This is a genomic window from Sphingopyxis sp. H073, assembly GCF_001468395.1.
Classification (GTDB): domain Bacteria; phylum Pseudomonadota; class Alphaproteobacteria; order Sphingomonadales; family Sphingomonadaceae; genus Sphingopyxis.
On record NZ_LNSG01000001.1, the window covers coordinates 163,589 to 177,632 of the forward strand.

The following is a 14,044-nucleotide window of genomic DNA, read 5'->3' on the forward strand; positions in this document are numbered from 1 at the left end:
TAGTATAAGCGCTTTGTTTACTCTCGCCTGCGATAACGACCCCGGGACAACAAGTGGCGGGGCAAAATATGGATATGCATGGCGGCGGTTTCAGCGCCGGTGACACGACGGCGGCGCAGCATGTGCGCCTCGCAGGCGGCGGCACGGCAGCGGCGGTCGCGCCGGTCACGCTCCATCACCGCGATGACCTGCTGATCGGCGAAGTCATCGATATTTCGGGTTCTGCATCGCGCATGCTGCTCGATGCTGCGACGCTGGGCGAGTTGTCGACTTCCGCCGACGCTGCCGTCGCGATGGCCGGACAGGTCGGCGCTCAGGTAAAGATCCGCGTCGGCAGCACCTGGCTCGTCGCCAGCATCCGTGACCAGCAGCTTCACGAGCGCGGCGAGGGGCTGATCGTCGCGACGATCGACTTCCTCGGCGAGGGCGAAGAGGAAAAGATCACCGGTCGTATTCACAATTTCCGCCGCGGCGTGACGCGCTATCCGATCCCGGGCAGCCAGGTTTATGCGGCGACCAGCCACGATCTGAAGCAGATATATGCCGCCGACGAACGCGCGCATGTCGAGATCGGCAACGTCTATCCGACCAAGGATATTCGCGGCTCGCTCTATGTCGACGCGATGCTCGGCAAGCATTTCGCGCTTTTGGGCTCGACCGGTACGGGTAAGTCGACCAGCGCCGCGCTGATCCTGCACAAGATCTGCGAACTCGCGCCGCAGGGTCACATCGTGATGATCGACCCCCACGGCGAATATTCGGCCGCGTTCAAGAGCACCGGTGCCTTGTTCGACGTCGATAACCTCGCGCTTCCCTATTGGCTGATGAACTTCGAGGAACATTGCGAGGTGTTCGTCACCGCGCAGGGCCGCGAACGCCAGGCCGACTGCGACATTCTGGCGCGCTGCCTGCTGCAGGCGCGCACCAAGAACCGGCTCGCCGAGGGGATGACCAAGATCACCGTCGACTCGCCGATCCCCTATCTGCTCTCCGACCTTCTCAACATCCTGCAGAACGAGATGGGCAAGCTCGACAAGGCGACGTCGTCGGCGCCCTTCATGCGCATCAAGGGCAAGATCGAAGAAATGCGCGCCGACCCGCGCTATAATTTCATGTTCTCGGGGATGCTCGTCGCCGACACCATGGCGAATTTCATCGGCAAGATCTTCCGCCTGCCGTCGGATGGCCGCCCGATCTCGATCATCGACGTCTCCGGCGTTCCGTCGGACATCACGTCCGTGGTCGTGGCCGTGCTATCTCGGCTGACCTTCGACTATGCGATCTGGTCGCGCGGCGAGCCGCAGCGCCCGATCCTGCTCGTCTGCGAGGAGGCGCACCGTTACATCCCGGCGAAGGATGTCGGCGAGGGCCAGGCGGTCCGCAAGATCCTCGAACGGATCGCCAAGGAAGGTCGCAAGTACGGCGTGTCGCTGGGCCTGATCACGCAGCGCCCGTCCGACCTGGCCGAAGGCGTGCTGTCGCAGTGCGGTACGATCATCTCGATGCGCCTCAACAACGAGCGCGACCAGCATTTCGTCAAGGCGGCGATGCCCGAAGGCGCGCGCGGCTTCATCGACTCGATCCCGGCGCTGCGCAACCGCGAATGCATCGTCTGCGGCGAGGGCGTGTCGATCCCGATCCGCGTCTATCTCGACACGCTCGAAGAGGACAAGCGCCCGGCGTCGAGCGATCCGCTCTTCTCTAAACTGTGGCGCGAAACCGGCGGCGAGGCCGAAATCCTCGAACGCGTCGTCAAGCGCTGGCGTAGCCAGGGGCGTTGATGTTCTTCGCCTGACGGCGAAGGCGGCACCGGCCCGCTCCCCCGCCCGGCCTCCCACAGAATACTATGTCGGGAGGCCGGGCGGGGGAGCGGGCCGGTGCCGCGTCTGGCGTTAGCCAGACAACAAGGTTACCCTTGCGGCGGCTCCCATAGTTCGATCGGATTGCCTTCGGGGTCGTGGACCCGCGCAAAGCGCCCGACCGATGGATCGTCCCATTCGGGCTTGGTGATGATCGCCTCGCCCGCTTGTCTGAAGGGCGCCAGCACGGCATCGAGATCGTCGACGCGCAGGTTGATCATGAACTGGCGGTCGGCGGCGAAATAGTCGGTGTCGGCCTTGAACGGCGAAAAGACGAGCGGCCCCGCGGTGACATTCCACACCCACTGGTTCGGCGGCACGCTGTCGTCGGCGCTGCACCCGCCACCGACGCCGAGGCGTTCGCGATACCATGCGCTCAGTTTCTCCGGATCCTTCGCGCGAAAGAAGAGTCCGCCGATTCCTTTCACATGCCCCATGTCAGCCTCCCATGGAATGACGCGGTGAGACTAGGCAGCTTCGGTCAGCGAATCCACTCCCCGCTTTTCCGGAATTCCTCGCGGACCTGGCCCGACTGGTTCAGCCGCGGGTCCGAGTAGGCCGGCGCGGGCGCCGCAGCCGGTGCCGCGGGTGCGGGCGGCGGGGCGGTCATCGCACCGGGCATCGGTGCGGGCGCAACGTCGGGGAGGGGAGCGGGCGCGCCGGCGAGCGTGGGCACCGGCCCTGCGCCCGGCACGATCCCCTTGCCCCTCAGGATCGCAAGCTGCTGCGCGACCGGCAGATAGGGGCCCGGTACGGGCTCGCGGCCGAGATAGGGCGCGCGGAAAGCGTCGGGCATTCCCCAGCGGCCGCGCCAGCGGTGGAAGATATGCGCACCGACGATGTTCGTCATGACGAGGCTCTTGCCCCAGCGCGGCCAGATCGCGGTGGTGTGATAATGGGTCGCGAGCCCGACGCCGGTAAAGACATAGCCATTGAGAGCGGCCGCCGCGATGCGGCTCGCGCGGAGCCAGTTGGTCTTGCTCGGCGCGCGGGCCATCGCACCATCGCAGGAGAAGGTGAACTGGCACACGCCCGCGCGCTCCGACCCCTGGAACACGACACCGCACACGGAGTTCGGAAAGCTCGGATGGCGGACTCGGTTGAGCACCGTCTGCGCGACGCCGCGCATCCCATCGTCGCTTTCCGACGCCGCTTCGTAATAGATGGCGGCGGTCAGGCAATAATGTGCACGCTCGCGGTCGAGCGCAGTGAGGCCGCGAAACATATAGGGCCTCGCGGCAGGGCCGGTGAGCGCCTCCTGCTGAAGCTGCGCGGGGGGTGCCGGCGGTAGCGCGGTCGCATCGGCATAACCTACGCTCGCGGGATCGGGCAGCGTCGGATCGATCTTCAGCGCGTCCTCATAGCTGTCGGAATTCATGATTGCCCAGCGCGCGGGATCATAGGGTTTGAAACTGAGCGGCACCGTGACGCTGTACGGCCCGAAACCGCGCGGGCGATATTGGCCGGTTGAGAGCATCAGCGCGAGGCACGCGACCACGACCACCGCGACCAGCACCGCCCAATAGTCGCGGCCCGGTCCCGCCGTTTTTGCCGGCGCCGGGTCGCGCCACGTCGATCCGGCGGCAAGGTTGAGTTCGGGTTTCATGCGTTCCGTCAAACCATCTCGGGCGATTCGCGCCCTATTTCCGGCCTTATGCCCCGAAACGCCAATAAACGGTTTCGCCGCGCTGCGCATGTCCCACGCGGGGACATGGCTGGCGGCGGACGTTAGCGAGCTGTTGAGGCTGACGTCCTATGCTCGGCGCATGACGGATGGGGGTATTCCAAGCTATCGCCGCAGCGCGCGGACCGACGCCCGGCTGTGATTGCTCTTCGCCTTCGGCCTGATCTTCTTCTGGGCGGGCTCGATGCTTCGCCCCGAGGAAAATTGCAGCGAGGACGGGCGCGAATGCGCGCCGTGGCTGGTGCCGATGGCGCAGGGGTTCGGGGCTCTCGTCGCGTTGGGCGCGGGCCTCACCATCCTCGCCAATCCGCGGCGCGGCAGTTGCATTGATGTCCGGACCGGCGACATCTTGTGGTGGCAGGGCCGGATCGGCGCGGCGGGCGGGGATGAGGGGCGTATCCACCCCTCGCAAATCGGCAAGCTGCGTATCGTCCGCCGCGACGAGCAGGAGGATGAGGTCCATCTCTATGATCTCGCCGGCAACCGCCTCTTCTGGTTCGATCAGGAGGTGATTCCCTGGCCCTATGACCGCTGGGCGGAGAAATTGCGCGGCGCGTGGCCGCATATCGAAATCGAGATTGCCGACTAGCGAATTTCGACCGTCAGATGTTCGATCTCGTGGACCGGGCGCAGGCGTTCGCAAATGATCGCGCGCCCTTGTCCCGTCACACTGACGATTGCGGCGTGTGCGCCCGGCCCGACGCGCCAGACATGGAGATCGGTGATCGTCGCATCGCCCGGCCCCTCGACGAGGGTGCGGATTTCGCTCGCGAGCTTGTCATCGGTGGCATCGAGCAGCACCGCGCCGGTGTCGCGCATCAACGACCAGGACCACACCGCGATGACGATCGCGCCGACGACACCCATCGCGGGGTCGAGCCACACCCAGCCAAGATAGCGTCCGCCGAGCAGCGCGGCGATCGCCAGCACCGAGGTCAGCGCGTCGGCGACGACGTGAAGATAGGCCGAGCGGAGGTTGTTGTCCTTTTCGTGCCTGTGATCGTGCGCGTGACCGTGATGATCCTCATGATCGTGCCCGTGGCCGAGGAGCAGCGCGCTGGCGATGTTCACGCCGAGCCCGATCACCGCGATGACCGTCGCCTCGCCGAATTCGACCGGGCTTGGATCGACGAGGCGGATCGCCGATTCCCAGGCGATGCCGATCGCGACGATGCCGAGGACGAGTGCCGAGGCGAAGCCCGCGAGGTCGCCGACCTTGCCCGTGCCGAAGCTGTAGCGACCGCTTGTCGCGTGGCGTTTCGCGTAGCGATAGGCGAGCGCCGCGATGCCGAGCGCACCGGCGTGCGTCGCCATGTGAAAGCCGTCGGCGAGCAGCGCCATCGAATTGAAGGCGATCCCGGCGACGATCTCGCCGACCATCATCACCGCGGTGAGCAACACCACCCAGAGCGTGCGGCGCGCATTCTCGTCGTGCCGCTTGCCCAGATAGACATGGCTGTGCGTCAGGGCGTCGATTTCACTGTCGAGCGACATCGTTGCTGCCTATCGGATAAGGGTGGAATGACAAGGGGGTGCGTGGTGCCGGTGTCGGATGCCTTTGAGTGCCCCAGTCACGGTCGGGATCCATGACGGCGGACGCCGAAACCTGCCACCCCAATCTCCCCTTGCCGACTCTCGCGGCAAAGCCTATATGCGCCCTACTTCTTGACATGGTTAGCCAGTTGGGACGTCGGGGCCGCGGGCCGCGGCGGCTTTTCCTGCATGGTTTTCCGGTCAGCCGATTTGGGAAACAGACTTGGTCGACTTCGACGTCCTCAACGCGATCATCGCGCCCGAAGCCGAGGCGATGGGCCTTGCGCTCGTGCGCGTCGCCTTCTTTGGCGGGACAAGCGATCCGACGCTTCAGGTGATGGCCGAGCGGCCCGACACGCGTCAGCTGACGATCGACGATTGCGCCGATTTGTCGCGCCGCATCTCCGACCGGCTCGACGCGCTCGAAGAGGCAGGGAAAGACCCGATCGAGGTCGCCTATCGTCTCGAAGTGTCGTCGCCGGGCATCGACCGGCCGCTGACGCGCCGCGCCGACTTCGCCGACTGGGCGGGGCATGAGGCGAAGGTCGCGCTCAAGGAAAAGCTGAACGGCCGCCAGCGCTTCAACGGCGAGCTGGTCGGCATCGACGGTGATACCGTCACGATTTCGGATAAGGAAGGGGTGGAGCACAAGCTGCCGTTCGATGCGATCGACACGGCGAAGCTGGTCCTCACCGACAAATTGATTGCCGCAACCGTCCCGCTCTCGATCGAGGGCGCGGATGAAATGGAAGAAGAAGGACAGGACTGATGGCCACTGCCATTTCCGCCAACAAGGCCGAGCTGCTCGCGATTGCCAACAGCGTCGCCAGCGAGAAGATGATCGACAAGGGCATCGTCATCGAGGCCATCGAGGAAGCGATCCAGCGCGCCGCGCGCGCCCGCTACGGCGCCGAGAACGATATCCGTGCCAAGCTCGACCCGCAGACCGGCGACCTTCGCCTGTGGCGCGTCGTCGAGGTCGTCGAGACCGTCGAGGATTATTTCAAGCAGGTCGATCTTGCTGCCGCGCAAAAGCTGCAGAAGGACGCCAAGATCGGCGACTTCATCGTCGACCCGCTGCCCGCGGTCGACCTTGGCCGCATCGACGCGCAGTCGGCGAAGCAGGTGATCTTCCAGAAGGTCCGCGAAGCCGATCGCGAGCGCCAGTATGAAGAATTCAAGGACCGCGCCAACGAGATCATCACCGGCGTCGTCAAGTCGGTCGAGTTCGGCCACATCGTCGTCAATCTCGGCCGCGCCGAGGGCGTGATCCGCCGCGACCAGCAGATCCCGCGCGAACTGATGCGCGTCGGCGACCGCGTCCGCGCGATCATCCTGTCGGTGCGCCGCGAGAACCGCGGCCCGCAGATTTTCCTGAGCCGCGCGCATCCCGAGTTCATGAAGAAGCTGTTCGCGCAGGAAGTGCCCGAAATCTACGACGGCATCATCGAGATCAAGGCCGCGGCCCGCGACCCCGGTTCGCGCGCGAAGATCGGCGTGATCAGCTATGACGGCTCGATCGATCCGGTCGGCGCCTGCGTCGGCATGAAGGGCAGCCGCGTGCAGGCGGTCGTGCAGGAGATGCAGGGCGAGAAGATCGACATCATCCCCTGGTCGGAAGACACCGCGACCTTCGTCGTCAACGCGCTTCAGCCCGCGACGGTGCAGCGCGTCGTCATCGACGAAGATGACGGCCGTATCGAAGTCGTCGTTCCCGACGACCAGCTGAGCCTCGCCATCGGCCGCCGCGGCCAGAATGTCCGTCTCGCCAGCCAGCTGACCGGCAGCCAGATCGACATCATGACCGAGGCCGACGCGAGCGAGAAGCGCCAGCGCGAATTCGTCGAACGCTCGACGATGTTCCAGGAAGAGCTCGACGTCGACGAGACGCTCGCGCAGCTTCTCGTCGCCGAGGGTTTCGGCGAACTCGAAGAAGTCGCTTATGTTCCGCTCGACGAACTGGCGGGCATCGAAGGTTTCGACGAGGAACTGGCGCAGGAACTGCAGAGCCGCGCGACCGAGGCGCTCGAACGCCGCGAGGAGGCCGCCCGTCAGGAACGCCGCGGTATGGGCGTCGAGGACGACCTTGCCGAACTGCCACACCTGACCGAAGCGATGCTGGTCACGCTCGGCAAGGCAGGAATCAAGACGCTCGACGACCTCGCCGACCTCGCGACCGACGAGCTGATCGCCAAGAAGCGGCAGGACAACCGCCGCGGCCCGGCGCGCGAACGCCCCGAGGACAAGGGCGGCGTGCTCGGCGAATATGGCCTCAGCGAAGAGCAGGGCAACGAGATCATCATGGCGGCACGTGCGCACTGGTTCGAAGACGAACCGGCAACCGGGGAGGCCGCCGATGCGGACCCCGCGCAATGATCAGCTGAGCGAAACCGGCCGCGCGGGCAAGCGCGGGAAGCATGTGCCCGAGCGGCGCTGCGTGGTGACCGGCGAAGTGGCGCCGGCCGAACGGCTCGTGCGCCTTGCGCTCGGGCCCGACGGCACGATTGCGCCCGATGTTCTCGGCAAGGCGCCGGGGCGCGGGGGGTGGATCGGCGTGACGCGCTCCGAACTCGAAGCCGCGCAGGCGAAGGGCAAGCTCAAGGGCGGGCTCGCGCGGGCGCTGCACGAGGGGGCTATCACGATCCCCGACGATCTCGGTGCGCGCATCGAGGCGCAGCTCCAGCGCGCGACGCTTGACCGGCTCGGGCTCGAATCGCGCTCCGGAACCCTGATTTCGGGCAATGAAAAGATCGAGCAGGCGGCGCGGCGCGGGCAGGTTCGCCTGCTGCTTCATGCCAGTGATGCCGGCGAGGACGGTCGCAAGAAACTCGCCCAGGCATGGCGTGTCGGCGAGGACGACGAGGGTTCCGGCCGCGAAGGGATGATCTTGCCAGTGGACCGGGCCACCCTATCTATGGCATTGGGGCGAGAAAATGCGGTCCATCTGGCTGTCATCGACGCCCGTGCCGCTGACCGGTTGCTGGCGCATTTGAGCCGCTGGCAGTTTTTCACCGGATGGAGTAGGGACGCGGCCGACCGCGTTTCGAGCACGAATCCCCGCACGGCGGGTAATGGGACGGCGTCCACGGATTCCGATAAGGATTCCGATGCTTCGGACGCGTATTGAAGGAATAAGAAGTTTAGATGAGCGACGAACAGGACAAGCCGACCCTTACCCGCAAGCCGCTGGGGCTGAAGCGGACGGTCGAGGCCGGCCAGGTGCAGCAGCAATTCAGCCACGGTCGCCGCAACACGGTGGTGGTCGAGGTGAAGCGCCGCCGCGTTCTCGGTCGCCCCGGCGAGGCCGCCCCCGTGCCCGAGGTTGAAGAGGTCAAGGCCGCACCCGCGCCCGCTCCGGCCCCCGCGACCGCCCCGGTCGCCGCGAAGCCTGCCGCGCCCAAGCCCGCCGCGGACAGCCTGATGTCGCGCCAGGAACGCCAGGCGCAGCTGCTCCGCGAGGCCGAGGAAGCGCGGATGCAGGCGCTCGAGGAAAACCGCCGCCGCGAAGAGGCCGAGCGCGCGCGCGCCGCCGAAGAGGAAAGGGCGCGTGCCGAGGCGCGCGAAGAGAAGGCGAAGACCGTCGAAGCCGCGCCGGCTCCGGGGCCGACCGCTGCGCCCGAAGCGCCGGCTGCTGCCGAAGCCCCCGCTGCCAAGGAAGCGGGCGAGGACGCGCCGCGCACGACGCCTGCCGCGACCGCCACACCGGCACCGCGCCGCTTCACGCCGGTCGAGGCGCCGAAGCGCCCCGAGCCCAAGCGTCCCGAGCCCAAGTCGGGCCGCGCGACCGACAACCGTCGCCAGTCGGGCAAGCTCACCGTCTCGCGCGCGCTCAACGACGATGAAGGCGCGCGCGCGCGCAGCCTCGCGGCGCTGAAGCGCGCCCGCGAGAAGGAAAAGCGTTCGCACATGATTTCGTCGGGCCCGCGGGAGAAGCAGGTCCGCGAAGTCGTCGTGCCCGACAGCATCACGGTGCAGGAGCTCGCCAACCGCATGGCCGAAAAGGGCGCGGATCTGGTGAAGGCGCTGTTCAAGATGGGCATGCCGGTAACGGTCAACCAGTCGATCGACCAAGACACCGCCGAGCTGCTCGTCACCGAATTCGGGCACGAGATCAAGCGTGTGAGCGAAGCCGACGTCGACATCCGTCATGACGAGGACGTCGACGACGCCGCGCAGCTGAAGCCGCGCCCCCCGGTCGTGACGATCATGGGTCACGTCGACCACGGCAAGACGTCGCTGCTCGACGCGCTGCGCGGTGCGAATGTGCAGGCGGGCGAGGCCGGCGGCATCACCCAGCATATCGGCGCCTATCAGGTGAAGACCCCCGATGGCTCGCTTGTCACCTTCCTCGATACGCCGGGCCACGAAGCCTTTACCGAGATGCGCCAGCGCGGCGCCAACGTCACCGACATCGTCATCCTGGTGGTCGCGGCCGATGACGGGCTGAAGCCGCAGTCGATCGAGGCGATCAACCATGCGAAGGCGGCCGGCGTGCCGATCATCGTCGCGATCAACAAGGTCGACAAGGAAGGCGCGAACCCGCAGCGCGTCCGCGAACGCCTGCTCGAACACGAGCTGGTGGTCGAGGAAATGGGCGGCGACGTGCAGAATGTCGAAGTATCGGCGCTGAAGAAGACCGGCCTCGACAAGCTGCTCGATGCGATCGCGCTGCAGGCCGAAATCATGGAACTGAAGGCGAACCCCGACCGCCCCGCCGAAGGCACGGTGGTCGAGGCGAAGCTCGACAAGGGCCGCGGCCCCGTCGCGACGATCCTGATCCGCCGCGGCACGCTGAAGGTCGGCGACATCTTCGTCTGCGGCGCCGAAAGCGGCCGCGTCCGTGCGCTCGTTAACGACAAGGGTCAGCAGATCAAGGAAGCCGGTCCGTCGATGCCGGTCGAGGTCCTCGGCCTCGGCGGCGTACCGATGGCGGGCGATACGCTGACCGTCGTCGAGAATGAGGCGCGCGCGCGCGAAGTCGCAGCCTATCGTCAGAGCGAAGCGCTCAAGAAGCGTACCGCGCAGGCGCCGGTCAGCCTCGAGGGCATGTTCTCGGCGCTCGCCGACAAGGCGAAGGTCATCGAATATCCGGTGGTCATCAAGGGCGACGTGCAGGGCTCGGTCGAGGCCATCGTCAATGCGCTCAACCGCCTGTCGACCGACGAGATCCGGGTCCGCGTACTCCAGTCGGGCGCCGGCGCGATTACCGAGAGCGATGTGACGCTGGCGGCGGCCACCGGCGCGCCGATCATCGGCTTCAACGTCCGCCCGAATGCCAAGGCGCGCGAGATCGCGAACCGCGAAAAAGTACGCTTCATGTATTATGACGTCATCTATCACCTGACCGCCGAAGTGGCGAAGGAGATGGCCGGTGAGCTGGGTCCGGAGCGGATCGAGAATGTCGTCGGCCGCGCCGAGGTCAAGGACGTCTTCCCGGCCGGCAAGCGCGACAAGGCCGCGGGCCTGCTGGTGCTCGAAGGCGTCATCCGCAAGGGGCTGCACGCACGCCTTACGCGCGACGACGTCATCGTCTCGGCAACGACGATCGCCTCGCTGCGCCGCTTCAAGGACGACGTCGCCGAAGTGCGCGCCGGCCTCGAATGCGGGGTCGTGCTGGCGGACACCAACGACATCAAGCCGGGCGACAATCTCGAAGTCTTCGAGGTCGAGCTGCGCGAACGTACGCTGTAATTATCCCGTTGCCGCACTCACGCCGGCGGCGGGGGTGCAGCAGGAATTGATCGATGCGTCACAACGAAACCCCGTCCGGCCCCTCGGTCCGCGTTCTGCGCGTGGGCGAACAGGTGCGCCATGTGCTGAGCGAAATCCTCGCGCGCGGCGACGTGCACGACGATGTGCTCGCGAAGCATCCGGTGAGCATCACCGAAGTGCGCATGTCGCCCGACCTGCGCCACGCGACGGTCTTTGTGAAACCGTTGCTCGGCAAAGGCGAGGAAGCGGTGATCAAGGCGCTGCGCACCAATACGGCCTATCTCCAGAAGACCGTCGCGTCGAAGGTGCGGATGAAATATGCGGCGAAGCTGAAATTCCTCGCCGACGAGAGTTTCGACGAGGCGAGCCATATCGACAAATTGCTGCGCGACCCGAAGGTGGCGCGCGATCTGGCGAGCGGCGAGGGTGACGAGGCCTAACCTCTATTTCCCGTTCGTGTCGAGCGAAGTCGAGACACCCATCAGGACAGCGCGAGGCTGAGGGGCATCTCGACTTCGCTCGATGCGAACGGGTTGGATTTAGGCTATGCCTTCCCCTTGATCCCCGCCGCTTCCTCCAGCTCGACGAGCGCGTCTTCCAGATAGTCGATCAGCCGCTGGACATGCGGCACGCTGCGGCGGCAGGCGGTGATGCCGAAGTCGATATTCTTGTTGTTGCTGACCTGCGTGATGTTCATCGCCATGCCGTCGACCGGGATGCTCGCGGGATACATGCCGTCGAGCCGCGCGCCGTTCCAGTAAAGCTGCTCGCGCGGGCCGGGGACGTTCGAGATCGTCACCGAATAGGCCGGAAATTTGTCCGCGGTGCGCGTCAGCGCGGTCAGCATCTGCGGCATCTGGGTGATCGCGGTATAAATCTGGATCTGCTGCGCGGTCATCTCGCGCAGCTGCGCCTTGGCGGCGTTCATCGACGCCTGGATCGTCCGCATCCGCTCGGCCGGATCGTCGATATGGGTCGCGAGATTGGCGGTCACCGCCGCGACCGAATTGCCCGAATCGATATCGTCCTTGGCGCGGATCGACACCGGCGCCATGGCTTTCAATGGCTTGTCGGGCAGCTCGTTCAGCGATTGCAGATATTTGCGCATCGCGCCCGAACACATCGCGAGCACCGCGTCGTTGATCGTGCCGTCATACGCCTTGCCCATCGCGCGCACGCGCTCGAGCGACCAGCTTTGCGCCACGAAGCGCCGCGCGCCGGTGATGTTGCGGTTGAAGCTGGTGCGCGGCAACCCGGCCCATGGCGTTGTGAGGTCGCCGCCGCCCATACCAAACATTGCTGCGGCATATTGGTTGAGGGCCTTGCTTACCCCGACGCTATTGCCCCATTGTTCCTTCAGAAAGGCGCCGATCGCTTTCAGGTCGGTGATGCTGGGGGTCGGCGCCTTTTTCGCGGTCGGGAATTTGCGCTTATACGCCTCATAGACCTCGACCGACATCGGCGACGCGGTGGGCTTGTAAGTCTTGTCGTTGCTCAGCATAGCATTGGTGAAATGCATCGAGCTGGCGCCATCCATGAAGGCGTGGTGGATCTTGAAATAGGTCGCGATCTGGCGATTGGGGAGCCCCGAGATCAGGGTGATTTCCCACAAGGGCCGAGTGCGGTCGAGCAAGGTGCCGTGGAGGCGCGAGGCGAGTTCGAACATCTCGCGGTAGCGCCCCGGTTTGGGGAGCGCCGCCGCACGGACATGGTAATGCATGTCGATGTCCCTGTCGGGGACCAGCCGGATCGGACCGTACTGGCCGAGCGGGGTGAGCTTCAGCACCTCGCTGAACGGCCGCCGCAGCCCTTCGGACTGGCGCAGCAGCGCGAGCATTTCGTCGAGCCATTCGGTCTCGTCGACCTTGTCGGGCAAAGTATAGAGATTGACGCCGCCGACATGCATGGGGGTTTCGCGCGTCTCAGCGACCAGAAACATCGCGTCGCTTATCGGCATCAGCCGCATGGTCGCTCTCCCCACTGTCATGCTGCGACTTTATGCTGCGCAGCATGGCAGCGGCGGTGAGCGAGTCAAGCGGCGGCGATTTTCCGCAATGGTACAGAAGGTGAGGGCGATGATGACCGGACCCTCGCGTTCGAGATGATGCGGCGCGGCGGGCGGGATCAATATCGTCTCGCCCGCCGACAGGAGGCGTTCGCCGCCCCGTTGGTCGTCCCAGCAGAAACGGATATTTCCTTCCTCGACCGACAACAGGCCCCAGACGCCAGCCTTCAGCTCGTGTTGCAGCCAGAGGCCCGCGGGCATGCTGTCAGCATCGAACGGGCCGATGGTCCGGTAGGGCCTGGCCTGTACTGGAAGATCGGGGCCGCGCTGGACGATCTGTGCCGCCATATCAGAAGCCCGCAGTCGCGCGGATCACGAAGAAAGTGACGCCGAGGAAGGCGAAGCCCGCCGGCACCGCGAGGATCTGCGCTGCGACCGTGTGGCGGTCCATCGGCCCGGTCCAAGTCTGCAGCACGCCGTCGCTGCGGTCGAGCGGCGAGGCATGTTCCTCGCCTTTCTGCGCGTGTAGGATACCCGCCGTGACGAAATACATCAGCGCATAGAGCAGCGAGATCACGAGCATGAAGACCGTCGCGGTATCGCGCCCGGTCGCCGCCGCGATGCCGACGAAGAAGACACCATAGAGCGCGAACATCGCGCGCCAGATTGTGCGGGGAAGCTGGAAGCCCGCCTGCATTCCGTGAACCTCATACGGATCGTTCGGCAGATGGATGGCGGCTTTGTCGTGGTCGGACGTCAGATGGTCAAACATGGGGAAGCTCCACTTTGCTGGACAAGGCCTCATCGCGGTCGCGATGAACGCTGATGCCGGTGAGGAGGCTTTCGGCGATCATGCGCGCCTTCGCCCCGACATGGTCCCGCGCCGCCGGCGTCGGCGCGATGTCGTTCAGTGTTCCGTAAAAGAGCGCGAGCCAGCGCTCAAAATGCGGCTGACCGAGCGTCGGGATCGCGAGATGCTTCATCATCGGATTGCCGGAGAACGTCCCGGCGCCGAGCAGAATCGACTGCCAGAAGCGGTTCATCTGTCCCAGATGCGCGGGCCAGTCGTCGACGCGTTCGCCGAAGATCGGTGCCAGGTCGGCGTCGACGCGGACGGCAGCATAGAAGCGGTCGACGAGCGCAGCGATGAAGTCCGCATCAATGCCCATCGCCGCGGCTTCGGCCTGACGGCCCGCGCGCGCGGTGATCGCATGGGGGTGGGCGGTGACGGTCCTGTTCATGGCTTCGACT

14 protein-coding genes are annotated in these 14,044 nt (G+C 65.7%); 7 read left to right on the forward strand and 7 right to left on the reverse strand.

Translation table 11 applies throughout. The features are described from left to right. Positions 1–233: 233 nt before the first annotated feature. Complete coding sequence (locus ATE64_RS00815; protein ID WP_231729014.1) at positions 234–1,781, forward strand: ATP-binding protein; 1,548 nt, start codon at positions 234–236, stop codon at positions 1,779–1,781. A gap of 128 nt (positions 1,782–1,909) precedes the next feature. On the opposite strand, the gene ATE64_RS00820 is transcribed toward ATE64_RS00815, so the two are convergent. Both ATE64_RS00820 and ATE64_RS00825 read right to left on the reverse strand, forming a co-directional pair. Then, positions 1,910–2,296, reverse strand: a complete 387-nt coding sequence (locus ATE64_RS00820) for a VOC family protein (protein WP_058455681.1) — start codon at positions 2,294–2,296, stop codon at positions 1,910–1,912. Between the two features lie 44 nt (positions 2,297–2,340). Continuing rightward, on the reverse strand, positions 2,341–3,465 hold the full coding sequence (locus ATE64_RS00825) for a cell wall hydrolase (protein ID WP_058455682.1): 1,125 nt from the start codon (positions 3,463–3,465) through the stop codon (positions 2,341–2,343). Positions 3,466–3,685: 220 nt separating this feature from the next. Here ATE64_RS00825 and ATE64_RS00830 point away from each other — a divergent pair, with 220 nt between their 5' ends. Then, positions 3,686–4,132 carry a hypothetical protein gene (locus tag ATE64_RS00830; RefSeq protein ID WP_058455683.1) on the forward strand — a complete coding sequence of 149 codons (447 nt, stop codon included), beginning with the start codon at positions 3,686–3,688 and terminating at the stop codon, positions 4,130–4,132. Here the strand turns inward: ATE64_RS00830 and dmeF are convergent. Continuing rightward, on the reverse strand, positions 4,129–5,037 hold the full coding sequence (gene dmeF / locus ATE64_RS00835; RefSeq protein WP_058455684.1) for a CDF family Co(II)/Ni(II) efflux transporter DmeF: 909 nt from the start codon (positions 5,035–5,037) through the stop codon (positions 4,129–4,131). The genes ATE64_RS00830 and dmeF overlap by 4 nt on opposite strands. Positions 5,038–5,299: 262 nt before the next feature. Between dmeF and rimP the strand changes: the two genes are divergently transcribed. The 5 genes from rimP to rbfA are packed head-to-tail and all read left to right on the forward strand — an operon-like array spanning position 5,300 to position 11,228. Continuing rightward, positions 5,300–5,845: a ribosome maturation protein RimP gene (rimP, locus tag ATE64_RS00840; RefSeq protein WP_058455685.1), complete on the forward strand. Its 546-nt coding sequence runs from the start codon at positions 5,300–5,302 to the stop codon at positions 5,843–5,845. Further along, a complete protein-coding gene (gene nusA, locus ATE64_RS00845; RefSeq protein ID WP_058455686.1) occupies positions 5,845–7,452 on the forward strand; it encodes a transcription termination factor NusA in 1,608 nt (535 codons plus the stop codon). Before rimP ends, nusA begins: the two co-directional genes overlap by 1 nt. Continuing rightward, on the forward strand, positions 7,433–8,203 hold the full coding sequence (locus ATE64_RS00850; protein ID WP_058455687.1) for a DUF448 domain-containing protein: 771 nt from the start codon (positions 7,433–7,435) through the stop codon (positions 8,201–8,203). Before nusA ends, ATE64_RS00850 begins: the two co-directional genes overlap by 20 nt. A gap of 17 nt (positions 8,204–8,220) precedes the next feature. Continuing rightward, entirely contained in the window at positions 8,221–10,767 is a 2,547-nt protein-coding gene (gene infB, locus ATE64_RS00855; RefSeq protein WP_058455688.1) for a translation initiation factor IF-2, read from the forward strand. 53 nt (positions 10,768–10,820) lie between these two features. Next, positions 10,821–11,228, forward strand: coding sequence for a 30S ribosome-binding factor RbfA (gene rbfA / locus ATE64_RS00860; RefSeq protein WP_058455689.1), 408 nt, complete (start codon positions 10,821–10,823; stop codon positions 11,226–11,228). A gap of 104 nt (positions 11,229–11,332) precedes the next feature. Here the strand turns inward: rbfA and ATE64_RS00865 are convergent, their stop codons facing one another. Genes ATE64_RS00865 through ATE64_RS00880 form a run of 4 tightly spaced genes read right to left on the reverse strand, consistent with a single transcriptional unit; the run spans position 11,333 to position 14,034 of the window. Next, on the reverse strand, positions 11,333–12,754 hold the full coding sequence (locus ATE64_RS00865; protein ID WP_058455690.1) for a wax ester/triacylglycerol synthase family O-acyltransferase: 1,422 nt from the start codon (positions 12,752–12,754) through the stop codon (positions 11,333–11,335). A 30-nt stretch (positions 12,755–12,784) separates the two neighbouring features. Beyond that, positions 12,785–13,141, reverse strand: a complete 357-nt coding sequence (locus ATE64_RS00870; protein ID WP_058455691.1) for a DUF1971 domain-containing protein — start codon at positions 13,139–13,141, stop codon at positions 12,785–12,787. A 1-nt stretch (position 13,142) separates the two neighbouring features. Continuing rightward, the gene (locus ATE64_RS00875) at positions 13,143–13,565 is read right to left on the reverse strand and encodes a hypothetical protein (protein ID WP_058455692.1); all 423 of its coding nucleotides are present in this window, start codon (positions 13,563–13,565) and stop codon (positions 13,143–13,145) included. Beyond that, positions 13,558–14,034: a group III truncated hemoglobin gene (locus ATE64_RS00880; protein ID WP_058455693.1), complete on the reverse strand. Its 477-nt coding sequence runs from the start codon at positions 14,032–14,034 to the stop codon at positions 13,558–13,560. The genes ATE64_RS00875 and ATE64_RS00880 overlap by 8 nt, the downstream gene beginning before the upstream one ends. Positions 14,035–14,044: the final 10 nt, after the last annotated feature.